Origin of the sequence: Ruania halotolerans (genome assembly GCF_021049285.1) — a bacterium.
Lineage (GTDB): Bacteria > Actinomycetota > Actinomycetes > Actinomycetales > Beutenbergiaceae > Ruania > Ruania halotolerans.
Genome location: NZ_CP088017.1, coordinates 2,289,275 through 2,314,671, shown reverse-complemented (window position 1 = coordinate 2,314,671; position 25,397 = coordinate 2,289,275). Strand labels below are relative to the sequence as shown.

18 protein-coding genes and 1 other RNA gene are annotated in these 25,397 nt (G+C 66.8%); 9 read left to right on the top strand and 10 right to left on the bottom strand.

Annotated elements, in window-relative coordinates; genetic code table 11:
- Positions 1-77: 77 nt before the first annotated feature.
- Positions 78-446, top strand: an RNA gene (rnpB, locus tag LQF10_RS10245) — RNase P RNA component class A.
- Between the two features lie 77 nt (positions 447-523).
- Here the strand turns inward: rnpB and ppgK are convergent.
- Complete coding sequence (gene ppgK / locus LQF10_RS10240) at positions 524-1,309, bottom strand: polyphosphate--glucose phosphotransferase (protein ID WP_231063755.1); 786 nt, start codon at positions 1,307-1,309, stop codon at positions 524-526.
- A 202-nt stretch (positions 1,310-1,511) separates the two neighbouring features.
- Here ppgK and LQF10_RS10235 point away from each other — a divergent pair, with 202 nt between their 5' ends.
- The gene (locus LQF10_RS10235; protein ID WP_231063754.1) at positions 1,512-1,652 is read left to right on the top strand and encodes a hypothetical protein; all 141 of its coding nucleotides are present in this window, start codon (positions 1,512-1,514) and stop codon (positions 1,650-1,652) included.
- Positions 1,653-1,707: 55 nt separating this feature from the next.
- Entirely contained in the window at positions 1,708-2,505 is a 798-nt protein-coding gene (locus LQF10_RS10230; RefSeq protein WP_231063753.1) for an N-acetylmuramoyl-L-alanine amidase, read from the top strand.
- Positions 2,506-2,594: 89 nt separating this feature from the next.
- Here LQF10_RS10230 and panB read toward each other — a convergent pair whose 3' ends face one another.
- Complete coding sequence (gene panB / locus LQF10_RS10225; RefSeq protein ID WP_231063752.1) at positions 2,595-3,449, bottom strand: 3-methyl-2-oxobutanoate hydroxymethyltransferase; 855 nt, start codon at positions 3,447-3,449, stop codon at positions 2,595-2,597.
- Between the two features lie 40 nt (positions 3,450-3,489).
- Here panB and LQF10_RS10220 point away from each other — a divergent pair, with 40 nt between their 5' ends.
- From LQF10_RS10220 to LQF10_RS10205, 4 genes are all read left to right on the top strand, one after another.
- Positions 3,490-5,568, top strand: a complete 2,079-nt coding sequence (locus LQF10_RS10220; protein WP_231063751.1) for an NAD(+) synthase — start codon at positions 3,490-3,492, stop codon at positions 5,566-5,568.
- A 140-nt stretch (positions 5,569-5,708) separates the two neighbouring features.
- A complete protein-coding gene (gene glnA / locus LQF10_RS10215; protein WP_231063750.1) occupies positions 5,709-7,043 on the top strand; it encodes a type I glutamate--ammonia ligase in 1,335 nt (444 codons plus the stop codon).
- A gap of 64 nt (positions 7,044-7,107) precedes the next feature.
- Entirely contained in the window at positions 7,108-10,143 is a 3,036-nt protein-coding gene (locus LQF10_RS10210) for a bifunctional [glutamine synthetase] adenylyltransferase/[glutamine synthetase]-adenylyl-L-tyrosine phosphorylase (RefSeq protein WP_231063749.1), read from the top strand.
- Positions 10,144-10,228: 85 nt separating this feature from the next.
- Positions 10,229-12,751, top strand: a complete 2,523-nt coding sequence (locus LQF10_RS10205) for a polysaccharide lyase family 8 super-sandwich domain-containing protein (RefSeq protein WP_231063748.1) — start codon at positions 10,229-10,231, stop codon at positions 12,749-12,751.
- Positions 12,752-12,811: 60 nt separating this feature from the next.
- Here LQF10_RS10205 and LQF10_RS10200 read toward each other — a convergent pair whose 3' ends face one another.
- The 3 genes from LQF10_RS10200 to glnA (LQF10_RS10190) all read right to left on the bottom strand — a co-directional run bounded on the left by LQF10_RS10200 (position 12,812) and on the right by glnA (LQF10_RS10190) (position 17,842).
- Positions 12,812-14,149, bottom strand: coding sequence for an exo-beta-N-acetylmuramidase NamZ family protein (locus LQF10_RS10200; protein WP_231063747.1), 1,338 nt, complete (start codon positions 14,147-14,149; stop codon positions 12,812-12,814).
- Between the two features lie 30 nt (positions 14,150-14,179).
- Positions 14,180-15,937 carry a glycoside hydrolase family 3 N-terminal domain-containing protein gene (locus LQF10_RS10195; protein WP_231063746.1) on the bottom strand — a complete coding sequence of 586 codons (1,758 nt, stop codon included), beginning with the start codon at positions 15,935-15,937 and terminating at the stop codon, positions 14,180-14,182.
- Between the two features lie 480 nt (positions 15,938-16,417).
- The gene (gene glnA, locus LQF10_RS10190; protein WP_231063745.1) at positions 16,418-17,842 is read right to left on the bottom strand and encodes a type I glutamate--ammonia ligase; all 1,425 of its coding nucleotides are present in this window, start codon (positions 17,840-17,842) and stop codon (positions 16,418-16,420) included.
- 183 nt (positions 17,843-18,025) lie between these two features.
- Here glnA (LQF10_RS10190) and LQF10_RS10185 point away from each other — a divergent pair, with 183 nt between their 5' ends.
- Positions 18,026-18,391, top strand: coding sequence for an RDD family protein (locus LQF10_RS10185; RefSeq protein ID WP_231063744.1), 366 nt, complete (start codon positions 18,026-18,028; stop codon positions 18,389-18,391).
- A gap of 45 nt (positions 18,392-18,436) precedes the next feature.
- Here LQF10_RS10185 and LQF10_RS10180 read toward each other — a convergent pair whose 3' ends face one another.
- The 3 genes from LQF10_RS10180 to lipB all read right to left on the bottom strand — a co-directional run bounded on the left by LQF10_RS10180 (position 18,437) and on the right by lipB (position 20,982).
- Entirely contained in the window at positions 18,437-19,153 is a 717-nt protein-coding gene (locus LQF10_RS10180; protein ID WP_231063743.1) for a DUF4191 domain-containing protein, read from the bottom strand.
- Positions 19,154-19,244: 91 nt separating this feature from the next.
- The gene (lipA, locus tag LQF10_RS10175; protein WP_231063742.1) at positions 19,245-20,246 is read right to left on the bottom strand and encodes a lipoyl synthase; all 1,002 of its coding nucleotides are present in this window, start codon (positions 20,244-20,246) and stop codon (positions 19,245-19,247) included.
- 34 nt (positions 20,247-20,280) lie between these two features.
- The gene (gene lipB / locus LQF10_RS10170) at positions 20,281-20,982 is read right to left on the bottom strand and encodes a lipoyl(octanoyl) transferase LipB (RefSeq protein WP_231063741.1); all 702 of its coding nucleotides are present in this window, start codon (positions 20,980-20,982) and stop codon (positions 20,281-20,283) included.
- 122 nt (positions 20,983-21,104) lie between these two features.
- Here lipB and LQF10_RS10165 point away from each other — a divergent pair, with 122 nt between their 5' ends.
- On the top strand, positions 21,105-22,490 hold the full coding sequence (locus LQF10_RS10165) for a protein kinase domain-containing protein (RefSeq protein ID WP_231063740.1): 1,386 nt from the start codon (positions 21,105-21,107) through the stop codon (positions 22,488-22,490).
- 56 nt (positions 22,491-22,546) lie between these two features.
- On the opposite strand, the gene LQF10_RS10160 is transcribed toward LQF10_RS10165, so the two are convergent.
- Together LQF10_RS10160 and sucB are read right to left on the bottom strand one after the other, a co-directional pair.
- Entirely contained in the window at positions 22,547-23,443 is an 897-nt protein-coding gene (locus LQF10_RS10160) for a TIGR01777 family oxidoreductase (protein WP_231063739.1), read from the bottom strand.
- Between the two features lie 104 nt (positions 23,444-23,547).
- Positions 23,548-25,392, bottom strand: coding sequence for a 2-oxoglutarate dehydrogenase, E2 component, dihydrolipoamide succinyltransferase (gene sucB / locus LQF10_RS10155; RefSeq protein ID WP_231063738.1), 1,845 nt, complete (start codon positions 25,390-25,392; stop codon positions 23,548-23,550).
- Positions 25,393-25,397 lie beyond the last annotated feature (5 nt).

Sequence of the window (25,397 nt, the reverse complement as noted above, 5' to 3'; positions counted from 1 at the left end):
CCGCTCTCAAGGTCCGGGAGCCGCACGGGGATGGGCGGTGTGGAGTCGGGGAGGGGGCGGGTAGGCTGAGCCGTGGATGAGTCGGCCAGGCGGTCGCGTCGCGGGGCAACCCGCGCCGAGGAACGTCCGGGCTCCACAGGGCAGGGTGGTGGGTAACACCCACCCGGGGCAACCCGCGGGAAAGTGCCACAGAAAGTAGACCGCCGTCCGGTCCGCCGGACGGTAAGGGTGAAACGGTGGTGTAAGAGACCACCAGCGTGCCGGGTGACCGGTGCGGCTCGGTAAACCCCACCCGGAGCAAGACCAGACAGGAAGCGTTCGAGGGCGGCCCGCCCGAGCTTCCGGGTAGGTCGCTGGAGGCGTGCGGCAACGTACGTCGTAGATGGATGGCCGCCACCGAGGCGCGAGCCTCGGCACAGAACCCGGCGTACCGGCCGGCTCATCCCCTCGGCCGGTCGCGGATCTGCGGGAACGCACCTTTCTCGTGGTGAGACGTCGCGGGCGTTCCTGGGGCGCCAGACGATCAGGCGTTCTGGGCTGCGAGCACTGCAGCTCCGATGATGCCGGCTTTGTTGCGCAGTTGCGCGGGCACGATCGGCGTCTTCAGGTCCAGCAGCGGCAGGAACTCCTCGTGATCCTTCGACACACCGCCGCCCACGACGAAGAGGTCGGGGGAGAAGAGGAACTCGACGTGGGCGAAGTAGCGTTGCAGCCGCTCGGCCCATTCGGGATAGCTGAGGCCTTCACGGTCCTTGACCGAGGATGCAGCGCGGGACTCGGCATCGTAACCGTCAAGCTCGAGGTGGCCGAGTTCGAAGTTGGGCACCAGGACTCCGTTGTGGATCATCGCGCTGCCGATCCCGGTGCCGAGGGTGAGGACCAGCACACTGCCCTGTTGCACTTTGGCGGCTCCGTACACCGTCTCGGCATAGCCGGCGGCGTCTGCGTCATTGACCACGTGTGCGCGGTGCCCGGTGGCTTGGCGTGTCACCTCGGAGACGTCGGTACCGATCCATCGCTTGTCCACATTGGCGGCAGTCTGCGCCACGCCGTTCTTGATGACCCCCGGGAACGTGACACCGATATGTGCGTCCGCAGGGAGGTCGAAGTGCTTGACGACGGCCGCCAGAACCTCACCGACTGCCTCCGGGCTGGACTCCTCAGGTGTGGGGAGCCGGTACTTCTTGGTGATCAGCTCTCCGGAGTTCAGGTGCACCGGTGCGCCCTTGATACCGGATCCGCCGATGTCGATGCCGAAGCCGATCTGTACTGGGTCGGTGTCGGCGACGGCCTGGGTGTCCTTGCTCATGGCGGCGCTTTCGTCTGGAGGGGTCGGGTCAGGGGGCGTTTCGCGATGGGTGGGCACCCCGCGTGCAGTCTAGAGTGCGGCCCACGTGCCACGCGTGGATAATCGACAGGCGAGAAGGGTGGTGGTATCGGTGAGGCGTGTAGGTGACTCCAGCGAGGGCTACTACTACAATCTAAAGACTGGCGAGGTTGAGCACGGTTTCGTGAGCGACTGGTTGGACCGAGTCGGGCCGTACGACACGGCCGAGGAAGCGTCCAGGGCCCTTGACGTGGCACATGCCCGCAACGAGGCCTGGGAGGCGGAGAACCGGCGGTGGAATGACGACCCGGACCGCGACGAGTAGGCGCATGACGGCGTGACCTTTGTCAGATATGAACGACACCGATACGAGGAGAACGATGCACCCGCATCTGCGCCGATGGGCATGCATCCCTGCTCTCGCTTTGGCCGGACTCCTCGCTGTGGCTCCGGCTGCCGGCGCCACGGGGGATAGCGACGAGGACGTCAAACGGGTGGGGGTGGGGATCGGGGAACGCCCGCTGGTGGGTGTGCGAGTCGCGATCGACCCCGGTCACAACGGCGAGAACGGCTCCCACCCGGAGGAGATCAACGAGCGAGTACCGGACGGACGAGGCGGTGAGAAGGCCTGCAACACCGTCGGCACCACCTCAACAACGGGGTACCCCGAACATGCATTCACGTTCGACGTGGCCACCCGGCTCGCCGACGAACTACGGGCCCAGGGCGCCTCGGTCTTCCTGACCCGGGAAGACGACCGGGGCGTCGGACCTTGCGTGGATCGCCGTGGCACCTTCGCTGAGGACAACGACGTGGACCTGTTGCTCTCCCTGCACGCGAATGGATCCGCCGATCCTGATCAGCAGGGGTTCTTCGCAATCGTCGCGGACCCGCCGCTGTCGGAGTCGCAGGAGCAGCCCAGCCAGGACCTGGCACTGGCCATGGTCGATGCGCTGGAGGATGCAGGATTTGCCCAGAGTGACCTCGATGCCGACGGCGTCATCGAACGCGACGATCTGGCCACCCTGAACTTTGCCCGGCGGCCGGCCACACTCATTGAGCTCGGTGAGATGCGCAATGTCGACGAGGCTGCGGTGATGGAGTCCACCGAGGGACGGCAGCAGTACGCGGATGCGCTGGCTGAGGGTGTTCGCACATGGGTGGACGAACACCGCTGAGGTGACGCCCGCCCTCGGCTTGCGTACAGAGGGTGAGTCGATCCGGCGTACCTGACCTGCTCGGCACCTCCGCAGTCCAGCTCCACAGCTCAGTCGGCGTATGAGTGTTCAGCAGCAGGGAAGGTACCCAGCCGTACCTCGGCGGCGTACTCGGCAGCGGCCTGCTGGAGTTGCGCGCCGAGTTGAGCGAACTGCTTCGCGAAGCGGGGGGACCAGTCGCCCATACCGGCCATGTCGAGCCAGACGAGGACCTGTCCGTCGCAGCTGGGGCCGGCACCGATGCCGATGGTGGGAATCTGCAGGATCTCCGATGCTCGGGCTGCGACAGGTGCGGGGACCATCTCGAGCACCACGGCCACCGCACCGGCCTCCTGCAGTGCGATCGCGTCCTCGCAGAGCCGTTCGGCGGCATCCTCGCCGCGGCCCTGCACCCGCTTGCCGCCGAGCATGTGCTCCGACTGTGGGGTGAAGCCGATGTGACCCACCACGGGGATGCCGGCGCCGGTGATCACCCGCACGTGCTCGGCCACTCGCGCACCCCCCTCGAACTTCACTGCGTGGGCGCCACCCTCCTTCATCATGCGCACGGCACTGGCCAGGGCCTGCTCCGGCCCGGACTCATAGGAGCCGAACGGGAGGTCGGCCACCACCATCGCGCGCGTAGTCGATCGGGACACCGCGCGGACCGCAGGCAAGAGTTCATCAATCGTGACGGGGATGGTGCTCTCGTGCGCGAGCATATTGTCCCCGATCGAGTCACCGACGAGCAGCATGTCGATGCCGGATGCGTCGAAGATGCGTGCGGTGGGGGCGTCATAGGCGGTGAGCATGGTGAGCCGCTCACCGGCCGCCTTGGCTGCTGCCAGGTGATGGACCCGGACGCGCCGGTCACCACCGACCGCGGGAAGTGCCGACGACGTTGACTCACCGTTCGCTTGTGCCATGAATCCAGCCTATCCCCGCCCAGTGCGCCAGACTGGACCCATGAGTGTTGGAACTCCCGCCCCCGGCTTCCGTTCGCTGTACCGTCACGGGTTCGCCAGAGTCGCAACGTGCACCATCGAGGTGAATCTGGCCGATCCTGAGCGCAACGTCGACGCGATCCTCGATCAGGCCCGCGCCTGCGATGCGGACGGTGTTGCCATCGCGGTGTTCGCGGAGCTGTGCCTGACGGGCTACAGCATCGATGATCTCCTGCTGGCAGATCCGCTCTTGCGCGCCACCGACGCAGCATTGGGCCGGCTCGTTGCTGAGAGTGCTCACCTGCTGCCCGTCCTCATCGTCGGCGCACCGATCCGGCACCGCAACCGCCTCTACAACGCCGCAGTGGTCATCCATCGCGGCCGAGTGCTCGGCGTAGCCCCGAAGTCGCTGCTGCCGACGTACCGGGAGTTCTACGAGCGCCGGCACTTCGCGCCCGGCGATGATCAGCGTGGCGGGGAGTGCATGGTCGATGGACACCGTGTGCCATTCGGACCCGATTTGCTCTTCGAGGCCGAGGACGTCCCTGGCTTAGTGCTGCACGCCGAGGTGTGTGAGGACATGTGGGTGCCGATCCCGCCGAGTGCTGAGGCCGCGCTGGCAGGTGCGACGGTGCTCGCCAATCTCTCCGGCAGCCCGATCACCGTGGGTCGAGCCGATGATCGGCACCTGCTGTGCCGCTCCGCCTCGGCGCGGTGCCTGGCCGCCTATCTGTACGCCGCCGCCGGGCGCGGGGAATCGAGCAATGACCTTGCCTGGGACGGGCAGACGATGATCTACGAGGCGGGCCGGTTGCTCGCAGAAACGCCGCGCTTCTCCGAGCATGCCCAACGAGCGGTCACCGACATAGACCTGGATCTGCTGCGTCAGGAGCGCCTGCGGCAAGGCACCTTCGATGACAACCGCCGCACGCACACGCGCCGCACTGAGGAGTTCCGGACGGTGCGATTTCGGCTGAACCCCCCGGACGGCGATCTGGGTCTCGAGCGCGCCGTGGACCGGTTTCCGTTCGTGCCCGACGACGAAGCCCGCCTCGCGCAGGACTGTTACGAGGCGTTCAACATCCAGGTGGCCGCACTGGAGCAGCGGATGCGGGCGATCGGCGAACCGAAACTCGTGATCGGCGTCTCGGGCGGCCTGGATTCCACCCATGCGCTGCTGGTGGCCGCGCAGGCGATGGATCGTCTGGGCAGGCCGCGCACTGACATCCTCGGGTACACCCTGCCCGGATTTGCTACGAGTGAGCACACGCGCAGCAACGCGTGGGCGCTCGGGCGTGCCTTGGGGGTGACTTTCGCCGAGATCGACATCACGCCGGCCGCGCGGGAGATGCTCGACAAGATCGGGCATCCGTTCGCCGACGGGGAGCCGGTTTACGATGTGACGTTCGAGAACGTTCAGGCGGGTCTGCGCACCGACTACCTGTTCCGTATCGCGAACGCCACCGGGGGGATTGTGGTGGGCACCGGTGACCTCTCCGAGATGGCGCTCGGCTGGTGCACCTATGGCGTGGGCGACCAGATGTCGCATTACGCGGTGAACGTGGGCGTGCCGAAGACCATGATTCAGCACCTGGTCCGGTGGGTCATTGCTTCCGGCCAATTCGCGCAGGAGTCCACCCAGGTGCTGCAGTCCGTGCTCGAGACTCGCATCACTCCGGAGCTGGTACCCACCGGCGAGGACGAGGAGGTGCAGAGCACCGAGGATGCGATCGGCCCGTACTCGCTGCACGACTTCACGCTCTACTACGTGCTGCGGCACGGCTTCGCGCCGAGCAAGATCGCCTTCCTGGCGGAGCATGCGTGGCGTGACCCTGATGCCGGAGCGTGGCCACCGGGGTTCCCGGCCGGTGCGCGCTACTCCTACGACCTCGCCGAGATCCGTCGGTGGCTCGAGGTGTTCGTCCGGCGCTTCTTCGGTTTCAGTCAGTTCAAACGGACGGCGATCCCGAACGGCCCGAAGGTGGTGGCCGGAGGTGCGCTCTCACCGCGAGGGGAGTGGCGCGCACCGTCGGACGGCACGGCCGCGATCTGGGTGGCTGAACTCGCCCAGGCAGTGGACGGCACCGACGGTTCCGAGTAGTCGAGCGGACGTCGCAGGAGATCATCCCGGCCGATACCCGGGCCGACGGACCCTGGTGGACCTGACATGATGGGGGCACAGACCTGAGCAGCACACCGCCCGCCGTCGGCCGCGGGGCCATGACAATCAGGAGCAGTGGTATGGACAAGCAGCAGGAGTACGTGCTCCGGGCCATCGAAGAGCGAGACGTTCGGTTCATCCGGCTCTGGTTCACGGATGTGCTGGGTGTGCTCAAGTCGGTGGCGATCGCCCCGGCTGAGCTCGAAGGTGCGTTCATCGAGGGCATCGGATTCGACGGATCATCGATTGAGGGACTGTCCCGAGTCTCGGAATCGGACTTGATCCTGCGCCCCGATCCGAGCACGTTCCAGATCCTGCCCTGGCGGGGCGGCAAGCACGGCACTGCACGGATGTTCTGCGACATTCTGACCCCGGACGGAGAGCCGTCTGCCGCCGACCCGCGCAACGTGCTCAAACGTTCGCTCGCCGTGGCCGCCGATGCCGGATTCACGTTCTACACCCACCCGGAGATCGAGTTCTATCTGTTCAAGGCACTCGAGAGCGAGACGGATCCACTGATCCCGATCGACAACGCCGGGTACTTCGACCACGTCGCGCGCGGTCAGGGGCATGACTTCCGGCGTGCGGCGATCACCCTGCTGGAATCAATGGGCATCTCGGTGGAGTTCTCCCACCACGAGGCCGGGCCCGGGCAGAACGAGATCGACCTGCGCTACGCCGATGGTCTCAGCACCGCCGACAACATCATGACCTTCCGCTCCGTTGTCAAGGAGGTCTCGATCGAGCAGGGCTTCACGGCCTCATTCATGCCGAAGCCACTGGCCGGTCAGCCGGGTTCGGGGATGCATACCCACTTCTCCCTTTTCGAGGGCGATTCGAACGCGTTCTACGAGCCGGGTGGGGAGTACCAGCTCTCCACCACGGGGCGCGCGTTCATCGCCGGCCTGCTCCGGCACGCGGCCGAGATCACGGCGGTGACCAACCAGTTCGTGAACTCCTACAAGCGGCTGTGGGGTGGCCAGGAGGCACCGAACTACCGGTGCTGGGGGCACAACAACCGCTCTGCCCTGGTGCGGGTGCCGATGTACAAGCCGTCCAAGGGGCAGTCCGCCCGGGTGGAGTACCGCGGGCTGGACGCTGCAGCCAACCCGTACCTGGCTTTCGCCGTCCTGCTCCGTGCGGGCCTGAAGGGCGTGCAGGACGGTTATGACCTGCCCGAAGAGGCTGAAGACAACGTGTGGGAGCTCTCCGACACCGAGCGCCGAGCACTTGGCATCGAACCGTTGCCAGGCAGCTTGAACGAGGCAGTGGCCGTGATGGAGAAGTCCGAACTGGTTGCCGAGACACTCGGGGAGCAGGTGTTCACGCACTTCCTGGCGAACAAGCGGCAGGAGTGGACGGACTACCGCGCCCAGGTCACTCCGTATGAGTTGGCCCGCGTCGGGTTGATCTGACGCACTGCTGGCGAGATCGGACTCGGCATTCACCTGCATGTGAGTGCGAGAAAGGCAGGATCTGATGGCCCGGCCGGTGTCACTGACCGGACTACTCGCTCGCGCTGGGTTCCGTGAGGCGAGCCGCGATGCGGAGATGTTCGCCGAACCGTTTCTCGCCGCAGTGCGCGCGCGCCTCGACGATGCGGGTCTAGAACGTCTCGTCGGCGCCCTCGGCCGCGCGGCCGATCCGGACCGGGCACTACTCGGCCTGGTTCGTCTCGGTGAGGCCGTCGAGAACGACGCACACCGGTTGCAGAACGTACTCGCCGAGGACTCGGCTTCGCGGGATCGGCTGATCGGCGTACTCGGTGCCTCCCCGGCGCTCGGCGACTGGCTGATCAGCCATCCTGACGACGTGAGCATCGTGCTGGACGTTCCCGACGGAATCGGCAGCGATCCGCGCCGGGTACGTGCCCTGATGCTGCGCTCCGTCGGGGCCGATCCGTCCGCCCCGGTCCCCGTCGCCGCCGCACCCGCCGGTGACGGAACGTTGGACGAGATGCGGCGCACCTATCGCAGGTTTCTGCTCGAGATCGCCACCCAGGACCTGACCTCCAGCGACCCGGAGGCACTGCTGCCCGACGTGGCTGCCGCACTCGCGCACCTTGCCGGTGGAGCCCTCGAGGCAGCTCTCGCGCTCGCTCGCGCAGAGTTCGCTGACCATGCCGCGGGCGTGCGCCTGGCCGTCCTGGGAATGGGGAAGACGGGCGGCGAAGAACTCAACTACATCTCCGACGTGGACGTGATCTACGTCGCTGAACCGGCCGAGGGGGTGGCCGAGGACGAGGCCATGCGGTCCGGCGCAAGGCTGGCTGCCGCGATGGCGCGGATGTGTTCGATGCCGTCCCGGGAGCCGGCCCTCTGGGAAGTGGATGCTGCGCTTCGCCCGGAAGGCAAGAACGGACCCTTGGTGCGGACCCTAGAATCCCACCTCAGCTACTACGAACGGTGGGCCAAGACCTGGGAGTTCCAGGCATTGCTCAAAGCGCGGCATGTGGCTGGTGATACCCAGCTCAGTTCGGCATACCTGGAGGCCACTCGGCCCTTGGTGTGGGACGCCGTCGGCCGGGAGAACTTCGTGGAGGACGCGCAGGCGATGCGCCGGCGCGTGGAGGATCACGTGCCGATCGCCGAGGCGGACCGGCAGATCAAACTGGGCCGCGGTGGCCTGCGCGATGTGGAGTTCACCGTACAGCTGCTGCAACTCGTGCACGGCCGCGTGGACCCGACGATCCGTTCGGCGAACACTCTGGACGCTCTCGCGGCCCTCGCTGCCGGTGGATACGTGGGGCGCGATCACGCCGTTGAGCTCGCCCAGTGCTACCGGTTCCTGCGCGTGCTTGAGCATCGCGTCCAACTCAGCCGATTGCGTCGCACGCACTTGATGCCCACCGGCGAGGAGGAGCTACGCCGCCTGGCCCGGGCCGCCCGACTGCCGGTGGAAGGCCCAGGCGGCCTGAGCGCCCGATGGCGGACGACCCGCCGCCAGGTACGACGCCTGCACGAGGACCTGTACTACCGGCCGCTCCTGCCCGAGACCGCGCGGTTGTCCGCCGATGACGCCTCGCTGACAGCCGAGGCGGCCACGGCACGACTGCGAGCCATCGGGTACCGCGACCCGAGTGGTGCCACGCGGCACATCAAGGCACTCACCGAGGGTGTCTCGAGGCGAGCCGCCATCCAGCGGCAACTCCTGCCGGTGATGCTCGGCTGGTTCGCCGAAGGCAGCGATCCGGACGGCGCCCTGCTGGCGTTCCGCAAACTCTCGGACTCTCTCGGCAGCACGCACTGGTATCTCAAACTGCTGCGTGACTCCGGTGCCGCGGCGGACCGGCTCGCCCATCTTCTCTCGGCCTCCACCTATGTGGCGGACAATCTGGCCCAGCTGACTGACGCCGTCGCCTGGTTGGACGACGACAAGGACCTCCAGCCGCGTACGACCGACGCGCTCGCGACCCACATGGACGCGATGCTGGTGCGACGTGATGATGCGACGAAGGCAGCCTCGGCGGTGCGATTCCTGCGCCGGCGTGAGCTGACCCGCGGGGCAATCCGCGACGTGCTGGAACACGTACCGGTCGATACCTGCCGCCGGGTGATCTCCCCGGCGGCGGATATGGCGCTGGCCGGTGCGCTCCGAATCGCCGCCCACGAGGCGAACGTCAAGCACGAACTCACCGAATCCCCGACGGCCTTTCTCGTGGTGGCGATGGGCCGTCTGGGCGGTGCGGAAGTCGTATACGCCAGCGACGCCGACGTCATGTTCGTTCACGATCCGCGCCCAGGTGCCGACGGCCAGCTCGCGAGTGCCTGGGCACTCGAGGTCGCCAACTCGATCGCCAGTCTGCTCGGCTCGATGGCGAGCGAACCTCAGCTGGCGGTGGATACTGCCCTCAGGCCCGAGGGGAAGCAGGGGCCCGTCGTGCGCACCCTCGACTCCTATGCCAAGTACTACCAGCGGTGGGCGCTCGGCTGGGAGCGGCAGGCGCTGCTTCGCGCCCGGGTGGCGTGCGGCGACGGGGAGCTGGGCGAGCGGTTCACTGCGCTGATCCAGGAGTACCGATACCCGGCCGGTGGACTGGACTCCGCCGAGTTGCGTGAATTGCGCCGGATCAAGGCCCGCGTCGAAGCCGAGCGGTTGCCGCGCGGCGTCCCTGCCACCCATCACCTCAAACTCGGCCGCGGTGGTCTCACCGATGTGGAGTGGACCGCCCAGCTCCTGCAACTCCAGCACGCCGGAGAACATCCGGAACTCCGTGTTCCTGGCACCCGCGAGGCCCTGTTGGCCGCTCGCGACCTGTCGTTGCTGAGCGGTTCCGATGCGGATCAGCTCATCCGCGCATGGGAGCTGGCCACCCGCTTGCGGAATGCGATTGTTCTGGCGACTGGTCGAGCACGCGGTCAACGCGTGGATATCCTGCCGGCCGAGCGTCAGACTCTCTCGACCGTCTCGCGACTGCTCGGCTACGAGCCCGGCCACGCCGTGGACCTCGAACAGGACTGGCTGCGCGCGGCGCGTCGGGCACGCACGGTCATGGAGCGTGTGTTTTACGGGTGAGTCCTCTTGGTTGATCGCAGCAGTTCTGATTGAATGCCAAATGGTCACTACCGATCATTCTCGACAACTTCAGGGATCCGCAACGATGCAGCTCACCCGCCGTCACGTCTTGTCCATCATTCCCGCCGCTGGACTCTTCACCGTCGGCGCTCCGCTGTTGGCACATGCCGACACGCCGACGCAGCACACCCGTTTGCTCGCCAACACTGTGGCGATGCTGGCTGGTACCACCGAGTCGAATGCGCGTCCGGAGGTTGCGCCGAAGGTGGCGGCGATCGAGTCCGCCGCGCAGATCCGATTGGCAGATATGGCCGACGCCGGCGCCGGCGAGCTTTTCGCCGGGCAGCCGCTGGGCTCGAATGACACCCACCTGCGCCGGACGACCACCTACCTCTACGAGATCGCCCTGGCGACCCGTACTCCCGGATCCGACCTGCTCGATGACGTCGACGTTCAGCGGCAGGTGATCGACGGCCTGGTCTGGCTGCACGAGCACTATCTCGCCGACCAGCAGGCGGGCTACTACGGCAATTGGTTCAACTGGGAGATCGGCTTCCCGACCGACGTCACGCGCACGCTTGTCCTCCTGGCCGACGAACTCGCCACCTACCGGCCAGATCTAGTGACCACCTACATCGCGACGATGGACGCCTACCTGCGCAACGGCGTCGGTGGCGATGTGAATCTCGATTCCCGCTTCCACACCGGTGCGAACCTGGCCGACATCACCACCAACCGCATCCTGCAGGGCGCCCTCACCGGCGACGACGCGCGCATCTCCAAGGCAATCGCGGACCAGTCGACCGTGTTCGCCACGATTGATCCGTACAACCTTGCCCATGGCGTGACCGATGGATACTACGCGGACGGCTCCTTCATCCAGCACCATTCGGTCGCCTACACGGGCTCCTACGGGAAGGGTTTGCTCACCAGGGTTGTCCAGACCGTGAAGATCCTCGACGGTACGTCACAGACCAGCAACGCGGACCTCGTTGCGGTCGTGACGGGTTGGGTCCGCCATGGCTTCGCCCCGCTGATCTATCAGGGCTGGATGATGGAGATCGTCAAGGGGCGTGCCGTCTCGCGGACCACCACCGGATACACCGACGTGCGGGTGGTGGCCGAGGCCATCGTCGATCTGTCGGCCTATGCGAGCGACCAGGACGCCTCCGATCTCGAGGCGTACGTGAAGCATCTCGACTCCGCCTCACCCGAGATGCTCGACTCGTCCCGTTTCGACTCACCGGTCAGCATTGCCCGGTTCGCGCAGATCGTCGGCGACTCGTCGATCCCCGCTGCCGACCTCAATCCGGACGAAGACCATGTGGCGTTCAACGCGATGGACCGGACGGTGCACCGGCGCCCGGGCTACGCCTTCGCCCTGGCGCGCAGTTCGGACCGGATCAGTAAGTACGAGTACATGAACGGCGAGAATCTCCTGCCCTGGTTCCAGGGCGACGGCGCGCACCATCTCTACCTCTCCGATGTGGATCAGACCGAGGCTTTCGGCGTCGACTACTACACGACCGTGGCGCCGTACCGCTTCGGCGGTGTGACAGCGCCCGTGGAGGAACGTCGCAGTATCCCCGAGCTGTATGGTGAACGCTGGTACGAGAACCCGGACCATCCGCTCGAGTTCACTTCCTCGTCCCAATCCCAGAACACCTACGTCTACTTCCCGCGCGGCACGAATCCCCACTCGGGCGGGGCCACCCTGGGAAGTCTCGGCGCCGTCGCCATGGTGCTTTCTGACGACGTCGCGTACGCAGATAAGCAGGCCGGGATCCTCCCGGAGGACTTCGTCACCTATCAGAACGCCAGCGCCACCAAGTCCTGGTTCATGTTCGATGATGAGGTCGTCGTCCTCGCAGCCGGTATCGACGGTAGATCGGGGCGCGATGCGGTGACGAGTCTCGACTCCAGGATCGCGAACCCGGGAGACGACGTGCAGATCACCGGAGCACTCCGCGATGGGAGCCCATGGTCAGGCACCGGCGAGGCACCTCTTGCCTGGTTGCGCTACGTCAACGCCGATCAGGGTGGCGCCGTCGGGTATGTTCTGCTGGACGAGCACGACGTCGATGTCACACTCGAGGTTGTCACCCGCAGCAGGCGGGCGATCCGCCTCTCCAACCCGAACACTCGGGTGACCAAGCAGGTGTTCGGCCTCAGTGTGAATCATCCGGCCGGATCAGGGCCCGACGCGATCGCATACGCGCTGTTGCCGCACGCAGACGAGGCGTCGTTGGCGGCCTATCCAGGACCGCTCAGCGTGTTGCGGAACAACGACCGGGTCCAGGCTGTCAAGCACACCGGGCTCGGTGTGGTGGCCGCGAACGTGTTCGTGGAGGGAACCCATCAGGCGGAGCGGCTTGCGATCGATGGTCCCGCGTCGGTGATCGCCCGGCGGCGCGACGGAGCCGTGGAGCTTGCCGTCTCCGACCCGACGATGCGTCGTGAGAGCGTCTCGGTGACGGTCCGTGGCCGCCCGCTCGCCCTGGCCGAGGCCGATGACGGCGTCACGGTTGCCCGCGTACCGGGTGGGACCAAGGTCACCGTCCGGACGCATCAGGCCCACGGCAGAACCTTCACCGCCACCCTGACCTGATGATCTGACCCGGCCCGGGCCGAGAGGGTGACTGCTCGCAGCCCTCTCGGCCCGAGTCGGTTAGTGACGACCGTGACCGCGGCCCGGGTGCTGGTCGTCGTAGAGGCGGTACGGCTCGGCGAGCGCAGCGAACGCAGCCAGATCCTCGTCCCATCCGGCGACGATCTCGTCCGGAGCGACGCCGGCCTCGAGCTGAGCGCGCACATCCCTCGTGCCTGATAGCAAGTCGATCCAGCATCGGTCCTCCGGCGTGCGGCAGCCCTCGCCCTCTCGCCAGTCCACCTCATCGATGTGGGTGAACAGCGCGTCGAGAACGTGCACGCCCACCCGCAAGGATTCATACGCTGCCGGGTCGGTGATGTGCGTTTCGAGGCCGCCCGAGAACTGACCGGCATGCTTGCTCGCCGACGGCGTGGCGGACGCCGGCCGGAAGGTCACACCGTCCAGGCCACGCGAGTTGAGGTCGGCCGCGAGAGCGGACGACTCCGTCTCATCGATGAAGGGCGCGCCGAACCACAGGAACGGTTTGGTGGTGCCGCGCCCCTCGGACACATTGATCGACTCGATCAGACCGGTTCCGGGATACACCAACGCTGTCTCATGGGTGGGGATATTCGGTGAAGGCAGCACCCACGGCATGTCCCACTCTGCGACGATCTCGCTCGGGTCGTAGCCGGACATCTCCACGACGTCCAGGTCCGCCGGATTCTGAAGCAGTTCACCGTTGAAGAACTGCGCGAGCTCGCCCACTGTCATTCCGTGCTGGAGCGGAATTTCCCGTAGACCCACGAACGAGCTGAGTTCCGGATATTCCAGCACCGGACCATCCATCCGATCGCCGAGCGGGTTCGGCCGGTCGAGCACTACGAACTCCTTGTCGTTCTCGGCGGCCGCCTCCATCGCGTAGTACATCGTCCAGATATAGGTGTAGAAGCGTGCGCCGATGTCCTGGATGTCGAAGAGTAGGACGTCGACGTCGGCAAGCATCTCCGGTGACGGCTTCCTCGTGGGGCCGTACAGGGAGTACACCGGAAGCCCGGTCCGCTCGTCGACATAGCTCTCCACGTACGCCCCGGCCGGGACCCCGCCGCGCACCCCGTGCTCGGGCCCGTACAGGGCGGTGACCTCGTAGCCGCCGTCCTCCTCACCAGCGATCAGCGCGTCGATGATATGGGTCAGCTCCGAGGTGACGCCGGTGGGGTTGGTGATGATGCCGACTCGCTGCCCCTCCAGTTGGGTGAGGTCATCGAGGAGGACCTCGACGCCGAGCTCGAGCGGACGATCGAGCCCGGGTGGGGTATCGGGTCTCTCACCAGGTGCCATCGGTGCGAATGAACTGGTCACCGCCATCGCCAGCGCGGCACCCACCGCAAGTCCTCTCCAGGTACGTCTGCTCATCGTGGCTCCTCTTCGTTGAGGTGGACGGGGTCAGTTGTTCGGTCCGGCGTGGTCGGGTGGCCCGGCATGGTCGGGCGGCCCGGCGTGATCTGGCGGACCGGCGTGATCTGGCGGACCGGCGTGATCGGGTGGCCCGGCGTGATCTGGCGGACCGGGGTAATGGCGGCCGAAGCCGAGGGGCAGCAACGTCTCGCTCCCGTCCGCCGTCGGTACGTCCACCGGCAGTTCGCCGGAGGGGTTGATGTCACCGGCGATGGCCCGGACGACGGCTGCATAGTTCACCACGTTGTAGCCGTAGCTGTTCAGCACAGCGTCGGCGTCGTCGAACACGTTGATGTCATAGGGGTTGCGGGCAGCGACGACGACTACCGGAGTATCCGTGGCGGCCAGATCGGCGACCATCTGTTGCTGGGCTGTGTTGTTGCTGGCGTTGTAGGAGGTGAACACCACCGCGTCAGCGTCCTCGGCGGCAGCGACTGCGCGGGCCCGGTAGGCAGGTGAGGGCGAGCTCCCGTTCTCGTACTCCTCGATCACGTCGAATCCGCGATTGGCCAACATCGGCCCCAGGCGTTCCGGCCACGCTGCTCCGGCGCCGACCACAAGCACTGTGTCGGTGGCGACGTCGAGCGGGAGGGGGCGATCCTCGTTGCGCAGCAGAGTGATGGAGCGGTTCGCGATTGTCGCGGCCGTCTCCAGGTGGGCCGAGTTCCCGACGACGGAATCCACTGCACCGGGATCGGCGTACGGGTCGTCCAGGACGCCCCGTTCCGCCTTCCATTCCAGGATCCGGGTGACTGACTCGTCGAGCCGGTCCTCGGTGATGACGCCGTCGGCCACAGCCTGCTCGACCCCGGCGATCGAGGCATCGACGTCGGGGGAGTTGAGCAGAATGTCCGAGCCAGCCTGGATCGCCAGGACCGACATCTCCTCCTGCGACCAGTTGTCCGTCATCGCGCCCATATCGAGTGCATCGGTGGTGATGATGCCGTCGAAACCCATCTCCTCCCGCAGCAGGCCGGTGAGCACCTCCGATGACAAGGTTCCCGGCAGATCAGGATCGATCGCCTCGACGATGATGTGTGCGGTCATGATCATGTCCACACCAGCATCGATCGCCGCCTGGAACGGCTGCAGGTGGTCGTCCAGCGTTGCACGGTCGTAGGTGACGACGGGCAGGCCGAAGTGGGAGTCGACCTCGGTGTCCCCGTGCCCGGGGAAGTGCTTCGCCGTCGCACCGATGTACTCCTGGATGCCCTCGATCTGGGCAGCCCCGAGCTCACTGACAGCGTCAGGGTCTTCGCCCATCGATCGGATGCCGATGACGGGGTTGTCCGGGTTGGAGTTGAGGTCGACCACGGGGGCGAAGTCAACGTTGATACCCATGGCCTGCATCTCGGCGCCGAGGATCTCGCCCTGGGCACGCGCGAGGTCGGCATCGAAAGTGGCACCGAGCGCCATATTCCCCGGAAGCTGCGTGGCAGGTGGCCCGATGCGGGCGACGAGGCCACCCTCCTGGTCGATCGTCACGGCGAGCGGGACTCCGGGGCCGTCCTCGCCCAGCGCGGCGTCCTGCAGCCCATTGGAGAGGGCAGTGATCTGCTGGGGGTTGTTGGTGTTCCCTGACCAGGCGAAGTAGAGCACACCGCCCAAGTCGTACTTCTCCACCACCTCGGCGGGAGTATCGACGCCGTAACGTGCCTGGTTGCTTGCGGCCATCGAGGCGTCCTGAGCGGACGAACCGTAGACGTGGGTCCACGTCATCTGGCCGATCTTCTCCTGCAGCGTCATCGAGTCGACCATCGCCACGATGTCATGGGCCGGCGATGGTTCCGTCTCAGCGGATGCGGGCGCGACCCCGCTCAGTAATAGGCCAGCGCCCATCGCTACCGTCACCGGGCGCACAAAGCGCCTTCTGCCTGGATCCTTCACGAGAACCTCCTGTGTCGGACGGCGCGACGGTGTGATGACCGTTGGGCGTCCTCGCCCGGTGCGCCTGTCCAGGACCGTAGGAGCGTGGTCGACCGGTGTCAAGGGTTATCGCGATTATTGCGTGACGGCGAAAATAAATTTCATACCGTCTGGCGGCGGGTACGGGACGACGAAGGCCCCGGATCCGCAGGGGATCCGGGGCCTTCGCTCACTCCTCACAGGTCTCTGTTGGTGACGACCTGTTGGCGGGGCTCGCGCCGCAAGCTCCGCTCACTCCTCACAGGTCTCTGTTGGTGACGACCTGTTGGCGGGGCTCGCTCCGCAAGCTCCGCTCACTCCTCACAGGTCGTAGTACAGCTCGAACTCGTGCGGGTGCGGCCGCAGGCGCACGGCGTCAACCTCGTTGGTGCGCTTGTAGTCGATCCAGGTCTCGATCAGGTCGGGCGTGAACACGTCGCCCTCGGTGAGGTAGTCGTGATCGGCCGCGAGTGCATCGAGCACACCGGTCAACGAGTCCGGCACCTGTGCGATCTGCGCGTGCTCCTCAGGCGGGAGCTCGTACAGGTCCTTGTCCACCGGCTCCGGCGGCTCGATGCGGTTCTTGATCCCGTCCAGACCAGCCATCAGCATCGCCGAGAACGCCAGGTACGGGTTCGAGGACGGGTCCGGCACCCGGAACTCCACCCGCTTGGCCTTCGGTGAGGTACCGGTGACCGGGATCCGGATGCAGGCAGAGCGGTTCCGAGCCGAGTACACCAGGTTCACCGGGGCCTCGAATCCCGGCACCAGACGGTGGAAGGAGTTCAGGGACGGGTTCGTGAAGGCCAGCAACGACGGCGCGTGTGCCAGCAGACCACCGATGTACCAGCGAGCGATGTCGGACAGACCACCATAGCCACGCTCGTCGTAGAACAACGGCTCGCCGTTCTTCCACAGCGACTGGTGTGAGTGCATCCCCGAACCGTTGTCGCCGAAGATCGGCTTAGGCATGAACGTGGCCGACTTGCCCGCTTCCCACGCCACGTTCTTCACGATGTACTTGAACTTCATCAGGTCATCGCCCGAAGCGCGCAGCGTGTTGAACCGGTAGTTGATCTCCTGCTGACCGGCGGTGCCCACCTCGTGGTGCGCCCGCTCGACCTCGAGGCCGTTCTGCTGCATGACCGAGACCATCGAGTCGCGCAGGTCAGCCATCTGATCGTTGGGGGAGACGGGGAAGTAGCCGCCCTTGAACCGGGTCTTGTACCCGCGGTTGCCACCCTCCTCGTCACGGCCGGTGTTCCACGCGGCCTCGTTCGAGTTGATGAAGTAGTAGCTCGAGTCCGGACCGGTCTGGAATCGAACGTCGTCGAAGATGTAGAACTCGGCCTCGGCGCCGAAGTACACCGTGTCGGCAATGCCGGTCGAGGCGAGGTAGGCCTCGGCCTTCGCGGCGATGTTGCGTGGGTCACGCGAGTAGGGCTCGTCGGTGAACGGGTCCACGATGGAGAAGTTCACCACGAGGGTCTTCTGCGTGCGGAACGGGTCGATGAACGCACTCGTGACGTCCGGGATGAGCTTCATGTCGGACTCGTGGATCGCCTGGAACCCGCGGATCGACGAACCGTCGAACATCAGGCCGTCGGAGAAGGCGTCCTCATTGAAGGCCTCGACTGGGATGTTGAAGTGCTGCATCACCCCCGGCAGGTCGCAGAACCGTACGTCGACGAACTTGACGTCCTGCTCCTTGGTGAAGGCGATGGCCTCCTCGGCACTACTGAACATCCAGGGCTCCTTGATGGTGGGACATGCGTCTTCCAGACGTGTTCACGGTAGGCGGACAGCGTTTCTCCACCATGACCGTAATGTGTCGGCCATGTTAAACGGTGCCGGTGTTCCGCCGTCGGGCCATTCCTGCATACGGACGAGGTGCATGGCTGGGCGTCCGGTGCGCCGTAGGCTGTCGGAGTGAACGCCACCACCGGGCCCGCCCCGCAGAACGGGACTGCGGGATGGGGCCGCCGAATCCTGGCACTCGCGGTCGACTGGGCGGTCGCCTCGGCCATCAGCGCGGGATTCTTCGCCTTCGATCCGATGGCCACGCTGGGCGTCTTCGCGGCGATGACCGTGCTCCTGGTGGGAACAGCCGGCAGCACGATCGGGCACCGCCTCCTCGGACTCGCAGTCCGGACCGACACTGGCGGCCTTCCTGGTCCGTTGCGTGCGCTAGTGCGCACACTGCTGGTCTGCCTGGTGATCCCGGCCGTCGTGACCGACCCGGAGGGGCGTGGGGCGCACGACCGAGCCGCGGGCACTCGAATTCAGCGACGCTGAGTTCGCGCAGCGCTCGCCCGGGGCGAGCGAGCGGCGAGCAACCCGTCAGCGCCCGCGCATTCCCTTGCGGTCCGGGCGAGCACGCCGCGGATCCACACCCTTGGGAATCGGCAAGGCGTTCGAGCGAAGGGCTCGCAGCCGCTTGGACACCTCGGCCACCTCGTTGCGGGTGAGCACGTTCTTCTGCCGCTTCACAGCGCCGGCGATCTTGGCGAGTTTGACCTGGCCATCGTCATCTCCGCACTGCAGCAGCGTGATCGGCACATTCGGGATGACTCGCGCCACGCGTTTGCGCTCACCCTCGAGGAGTTTTGGTACCCGATGGGCGGGCCCTTCGGAGATCAGCACCACACCGGGACGGCCCACGGCACGGAACACCATGTCCTGCGTGCGGGGATCAACGGCGACCGGTTCATCCGAGATGTTCCACCCTCGACGGATCGTGCCCAGCGCCGCCGACACAGCACCCGGTTCACCTTCGATGCGCTGGTAGGCCACCGTCTCCGCGCGCCGGGCGAGCAGGAACATGGCCGCCAAGGCGCCGAACGGAACGGCGAGGAAGGTGAAGTACAGCACCTGGTCGAAGACGAACCCGAGGGCCACACCGATCCCGACCACGCCGAGGAACACCAGTAGCAACCACGCCACGATGCTCGGCTGCGCCTTGCGGACCATCTGGAAGACTTCCCAGATCTGGTGGTACCAGCGCTTCTTCTTGGGCTTGGATGTCGTGTCCGCGTCGGGGGAGGTGTTCTTCGCCATGATGGCGCCCAGCCTACCGGTCAGTCCGAGCATTCCCGACGGCGCCCACTCACCTCACGCCGCACGCGTGAGCGGGCGCGTGCGTCCGGCGTCACCGACGCAGTAGGGAAGCCGCCTCCTGCCGGGCACTCCCGGGCTGCGTGAGGTGCGCCAGTGAGTCCGGGATCTGCTCGCCCCGGCGGGACATCGCCTGCGCCCACAGTCGGCCGGCCCGATAGGAGGAGCGGACCAACGGACCTGCCATGACACCCGCGAACCCGATGCGCTCTGCTTCGTCGGAAAGTTCCACGAACTCTTCCGGTCGCACCCACCGGTCCACCGGATGGTGCCGGGGAGAGGGACGCAGGTATTGCGTGATGGTGACGAGGTCGCAGCCGGCCTCGTGCAGGTCGCGCAGCGCGTCCGCGGCCTCCTCGATGGTCTCGCCCATGCCCAGGATCAGGTTCGACTTGGTCACCAGCCCGTCCCGGCGCGCGGCAGTGAGGACGGAGAGCGAGCGGTCGTAGCGGAAGCCGGGGCGGATCCGCTTGAAGATTCGTGGCACCGTCTCCAGGTTGTGGGCCAGCACCTCCGGGCGGGAGGAGAAGACCTCGGCGAGCTGTGCCGCGTCCGCATTGAAATCCGGAATCAGCAGCTCCACCCCGGTGCCGGGGTTCACCTGATGGATCTGACGCACCGTCTCGGCGTACAACCAGGCACCGCCGTCAGGAAGGTCATCCCGGGCCACGCCCGTCACGGTGGAGTAGCGCAGGCCCATCGCCTGGACTGAGGCAGCGACGCGGCGCGGCTCGTCGGCGTCGAAGGCAGCCGGTTTGCCCGTGTCGATCTGGCAGAAGTCACAGCGCCGCGTGCATTGGTCGCCGCCGATCAGGAAGGTCGCCTCGCGATCCTCCCAGCATTCGAAGATGTTCGGACAGCCCGCCTCCTCGCAGACTGTGTTGAGCTTCTCGCGGCGTACCAACGACTGCAGCTCGGTGTACTCCGGGCCCATCGTGGCTCGCGTCTTGATCCACGACGGCTTCTTCTCGATCGGGACGGCCGCGTTGCGCGCTTCCACGCGAAGCATCCGTCGTCCCTCGGGAGCGATGGCCACCCGAGACTCCCTTCGCTTGAGTTGCTGGCTCGAGTCAGCCTATGACCTGGGGCGTGTGCGGCGTGGTGTCCCGATGGTCAACCCCCCGGGGCTCCAGGAGATCCTCCGAGCGCCGCAATGGCGCGAGTGTGCGCCGCAGATGCGGTTCGAACCGGGCGGCACAGTCGAGCACGCTTACCTCACGTCCGGTGAGTTCGGTGAGTGACGTCACACCGGCATCGCTGATTCCGCACGGGACGATGGTGCCGAATGCCTGCAGATCCGGACAGACATTGATGGCCACGCCGTGCATGGTCACTCCACGAGCCACCCGGACCCCGATCGCCGCCACCTTGCGATCCTCGTCACCGCGGACCCACGCACCCGAACGACCCTCGACCCGTTCGGCCCGCACGCCGAACTCGGCCACTGCATCGATGACGGCCTGTTCCAGCGCGCGGACGTAGGCGAGGACGTCCACTGGTTCGGTCAACCGGAGGATGGGGTAGGCAATGAGCTGCCCAGGCCCGTGCCAGGTGATCCGTCCACCTCGGTCCACATCGATCACCGGGGTGCCATCGGTGGGCCGGTCCCATGAAGCGGTGCGCTTGCCGGCTGTGTAGACGGACTCGTGCTCGAGCAGGATCAGGGTGTCCTCGCCACCCTCGGCGACCTGGCTATGCACGTGGCGCTGGTGGTCCCACGCGCGGACATAGGGGATCAGGCCATGCCCGAGATCCCAGCGCTGAGTCCTCATCCCGCCACTGTAGGCGCTGACGGCGTGGCGCGGGCGCGGGCAGAACAGCCCGTCCACCCCTCGGGAACCTCGCCTGTGGATAGGGCCTGCACGCATCAGCGCGGTGGGTGTTGGCTAGCTTCATGACCGATCAACCACGACTGCCGGGCTACCGCGTGATCGGAGTCGCGGGGGTGGGTGGGGGCAGCGCCGTCTGGACGGCCGAGACCCCGGGCGGTGAACGCGTGGCGATCCGTACCGTCCGCCCTGAGTCCACGACCGAACGAGAGGTGCTGGTGCGCCGATATGGTGCGCTCCGCGGCCTTTCGCACCCTGCCTTGGCACCGTTGCGGGAGCGGCGTGAACTGCCGGGCGGGCAGATCGCGCTCGTCTCTGCCATGGTCGAAGGCCCGACGCTTGCCACGATGCACACAGCGCGCCGTGGCCTCTCGGCCCCGGAGTGCCTGGCACTTGCACGCGCAATGCTGGACGGTGTGACGCATCTCCATGAAGCGGGGATCGTGCATGCCGATGTGGCGCCGGCGAACGTCGTGCTCGTGCCCGACGATGACACGGAGGGCGCCGGGTCACGTGCGCACACCGGATCGGCGCCGAGATCGCAGGGGGCGAAGCTTCGACCCGTACTGGTGGACCTGCTGGGCATTCCGGGACGTGAACGTGGCACGCCCGGATTTGCAGCACCTGAGGTGCGGTGCGGGGCGGCGCCGGGTGCTCCAGCCGATGTGTACTCGATCGCGACCACGGCGATCTGGGCGGCCGCACCCGGGGAGCGCAGCGACGTCCGGTCGGAGCTGAAGGATCTGCTCGACCAGGACCCGGCGCGCCGGCCGAGCGCCGCGGCTGCCGCTTACGCACTCGCGGACCAGCGGGCAGCGATCGCGCCGGCGGATGCTGACACTCTGGCAGCGGCGACGTTGCGGGAGCACGCGGCGCGAGCATCGACCACCACCGTTCCCGCGCGGCGGCAGCGGCGGCGAGGACGGCACCGGCGCAGCCGACCGAGGGCCTGGGTGGCGGCTTTCGGTGGGGTAGCCGTGGTTGTGCTGAGCGCAGTGCTGGGTTCGGGGGCGGGTATGGACGCGCCTGCAGGGCCATCGCGCCTTCTGCCTCGAACGGCCGGATCAGGCACGGATGCGGTCAGGGACTCTCGGGTCGTGGAATTGACTGCGATCCGCGACGAGGCGTTGGTCTCCGGTGACAGCGAATTGCTGGCGACGGTGACAGTACCTGGTTCTCCGGCTGCCGAGCGCGATGCGGCCGTGCTGGAGTCGTTGCAGCAGGCGGGGGAGCGGGTGGCGGGACTCGCCAGTGAGGTGAGCGAGGTGGAGGTCCTGGAGGTCAACGGCACCGCATCGCAGGTGCGCGCCGTGATCACGCAAACTGCGCACGAGCGGATCGACCCCACCGGTGCCGTGCGTTCGGTGCCGGCACAACGCGGCAGATGCACAGAGCTCTCGTTGAGCAGGCACGTGGGCGAGTGGCGAGTGGCGGACGTCGCTGCCTGCTAGGGACTGTTCCGCGACGCCCGGTCGCTGCCGGCAGACCTCAGGGCGACAGCCGGCGGTCAGTCACCGAGGAGGTGCTTCGCAGCACGATCGAGTTCTGGCCACGTGAAGGTGAAGCCGTCGCCGAGAAGTGCGGACGGGATCACCCGCTGCGAGGCGAGCAGTTCGCCGGCGAACCCGCCGAGCGCGAGACGAAGAGCGAACGCGGGCACCGGGAGCACGGCAGGCCTGCCGACGGCGGAGGCCAGGGCGGTCATCACGTCTCGATTGCGCTCCGGGTGCGGGGCGGTGAGGTTCACCGGTCCGTGCAGAGTCGACCGCAGCAGCAGGTGCTCGATCGCCTTCAGCACATCCTCCCGGGTGATCCACGGCCACCATTGGCCGCCATCACCGAGCGGGCCCGCAAGGCCGAGTTTCAGCAGCGGCAGCATCCGCGTGAGCGCGCCACCTTTGGCGTCCAGGACGATGCCGGTGCGTAGGTGCACCACGCGGGCACCCGCCGCACGCGCAGGATCGGCGGCCGCCTCCCACGCCTGGCAGACGGTCGCCAAGAAGGAGGCCCCTGCTGTCGATCCTTCGTCGATCTGTTCCTCGCCGCGGTCGCCGTAGAACCCCACGGCCGAGGCGTTCACCAGGCTGAGATCGGTCCGGCCGGTGGCAGCGATCCGCGTGGCCAGCAGCGTCGTCGGAGCAACCCGGGAGGTGAGGATGGCCTGCCGTCGTGTGGGCGACCACCGCCGATCACCGACGCCCACACCAGCGAAGTTGACCACTGCCGAGGCTCCAGTCAAAGCCTCATCCGGGAGATGACCGGTGGACGGATCCCAGGAGATCTCCGATTGCGCGCGGGCTGGGCGCCGCACCAGCCGCCGTACCTCATGGCCATCGGCGCTCAGCAGTTCGGTCAGCGCGCTACCGAGAAATCCGGACGATCCTGCGATCACGACGACAGCCACGCCAACCTCCTGCGGTCGAATACCGATCAGGGTACCCGCGGCTCGAAAGCCGCGGGCACCCTGATCAGCGGTGCCTAGCAGGGCACTGGCCCCGCTGGGTGAGGTCAGAGACCGAGCGCGGCCTCGAACTCGCCCTCTTCGAGCCGGTTCTTCATCGCCGTGAGGAACCGGGCGGCGTCCGCGCCGTCCACCAGTCGGTGGTCGTAGGACAGGGCCAGGTAGACCATCGAACGTACCGCGATCACTTCGCCACCGTCTGCGTCGGTGACGACGACCGGCCGCTTCACAATGGTGCCGACCCCGAGGATCCCGACCTGCGGCTGGAGCAGGATCGGAGTGTCGAACAGCGCGCCACCGGAGCCGGTGTTGGTGATGGTGAACGTGCCGCCACCGAGCTCATCCGGAGTCGCCTTGTTGTCGCGGGTCCGGGAGGCCAGATCGGCGATCTTGCGGGCGATGCCCGCGATGTTCAGGTCGCCAGCCTCCTTGATCACCGGCACCACCAGGCCGCGCTCGGTGTCCACGGCGATCCCGACGTTCTCGCTGCCGTGGTAGACCACCTCGTCCCCGTCAATGCTCGCGTTCAGCTTCGGGAACTGCTTGAGCGCCTCTGTCGCAGCCAGGGTGAAGAAGGGCAGGAAGGTGAGCTTGACGCCTTCCCGTGCCTGGAATTCGGACTTGGCCCTGGCACGCAACCGCGCCACCTTCGTGACGTCGACCTCCACGACCGTGGTCAGCTGCGCCGAGGTCTGCAACGACTCCACCATCCGCTGCGCGACGATCTTGCGCAGTCGGGACATCTTCTCGGTGGTGCCGCGTAGCGGCGAGACGTCCGGTTGCTTGGGTGCAGCCGTCGATGGGGCAGCGGCCGGTGCAGATTCCGCAGCGGGTGCAGGTGCGGCCGCCTTTTCTGCGGCATCCAGGACATCCTGTTTGCGGACGCGTCCTCCCACGCCGGTGCCGGTGAGCTCGGCCAGGTCCACGCCCTTGTCTGCGGCGAGTTTGCGAACCAGCGGGGTGACATACGGCGTGTCGGATCCGCTCGAGTCCGTGGCAGCCGGCTCCGGATCCTTCGGAGTGGCTTCGGGCTCGGACTTGGCCGCTGGCTTGGCTTCGGGCTCTGGTTCGGTCGCGGCCTTAGCCTCAGGTTCGGGCTCGGGCTCAGGTGCGGGCGTGGTTTCCGGCTCGGTTGCCGGTTCTGATTCCTGCTCGGCCGGAGCCTCCTTGGCGGGGGCGTCCGCAGGAGCCGACGCGCCATCTGCGGCGCCGACGTAGGCGAGTGTTCCGCCAACCTCGACGGTCTCGTCTTCGCCGACGAGGATTTCGAGCACTGTGCCGGCAACTGGCGAAGGCACCTCGGTGTCGACCTTGTCAGTGGAGACTTCGAGCAGCGGCTCATCGACCTCGACCGTGTCACCGACGGACTTCAACCACTGGGTGACTGTCCCTTCGGTGACGCTCTCGCCGAGGGCGGGCAGGGTAACGGCGGTCCGCTCGCCCGATCCCGAGTCCTCACTCTGGGCCGGGGCGTCCGCCTCTGGCTCCGGCTCAGCAGCGGGAGCCTCGTCGGTAGACGGCGCACTTTCGGAGGCCTCGTCAGTCGATGGCGCACTGTCGGCGCTCTCCTCAGCCGTCGGCGCAGCCTCGGAGGTGTCCTCATCGGCGGGAGCCGACTCCTCCTGGGCGGGCTCATCGTCAGCGGATGCGCCCTCACCTGAGCCGACAACGGCCAGATCTGCCCCCACTTCGACAGTCTCATCCTCCTCAACGAGGATCTTCTCGAGCACCCCAGCAACCGGGGACGGAATCTCGGTGTCAACCTTGTCGGTGGAGACCTCGAGTAAAGGTTCGTCCACCTCGACCGTGTCTCCCACGGCCTTGAGCCAGCGCGTCACAGTACCTTCGGTGACGCTCTCGCCGAGGGCGGGCATCTGTACGGATTGGGACATGACCT

Coding starts and splice junctions, on each gene's coding strand:
- LQF10_RS10210 (WP_231063749.1), top strand. CDS start 7,108: ATGGCCCGGCCGGTGTCACTGACCGGACTACTCGCTCGCGCTGGGTTC.
- lipB (WP_231063741.1), bottom strand. CDS start 20,982: ATGAGGACTCAGCGCTGGGATCTCGGGCATGGCCTGATCCCCTATGTC.
- LQF10_RS10195 (WP_231063746.1), bottom strand. CDS start 15,937: ATGACGCTGCAGGAGAAGATCGGCCAGATGACGTGGACCCACGTCTAC.
- LQF10_RS10220 (WP_231063751.1), top strand. CDS start 3,490: ATGAGTGTTGGAACTCCCGCCCCCGGCTTCCGTTCGCTGTACCGTCAC.
- glnA (WP_231063750.1), top strand. CDS start 5,709: ATGGACAAGCAGCAGGAGTACGTGCTCCGGGCCATCGAAGAGCGAGAC.
- LQF10_RS10165 (WP_231063740.1), top strand. CDS start 21,105: ATGACCGATCAACCACGACTGCCGGGCTACCGCGTGATCGGAGTCGCG.
- panB (WP_231063752.1), bottom strand. CDS start 3,449: ATGGCACAAGCGAACGGTGAGTCAACGTCGTCGGCACTTCCCGCGGTC.
- LQF10_RS10230 (WP_231063753.1), top strand. CDS start 1,708: ATGCACCCGCATCTGCGCCGATGGGCATGCATCCCTGCTCTCGCTTTG.
- sucB (WP_231063738.1), bottom strand. CDS start 25,392: ATGTCCCAATCCGTACAGATGCCCGCCCTCGGCGAGAGCGTCACCGAA.
- ppgK (WP_231063755.1), bottom strand. CDS start 1,309: ATGAGCAAGGACACCCAGGCCGTCGCCGACACCGACCCAGTACAGATC.
- LQF10_RS10200 (WP_231063747.1), bottom strand. CDS start 14,149: ATGAGCAGACGTACCTGGAGAGGACTTGCGGTGGGTGCCGCGCTGGCG.
- LQF10_RS10180 (WP_231063743.1), bottom strand. CDS start 19,153: ATGGCGAAGAACACCTCCCCCGACGCGGACACGACATCCAAGCCCAAG.
- glnA (WP_231063745.1), bottom strand. CDS start 17,842: ATGTTCAGTAGTGCCGAGGAGGCCATCGCCTTCACCAAGGAGCAGGAC.
- LQF10_RS10205 (WP_231063748.1), top strand. CDS start 10,229: ATGCAGCTCACCCGCCGTCACGTCTTGTCCATCATTCCCGCCGCTGGA.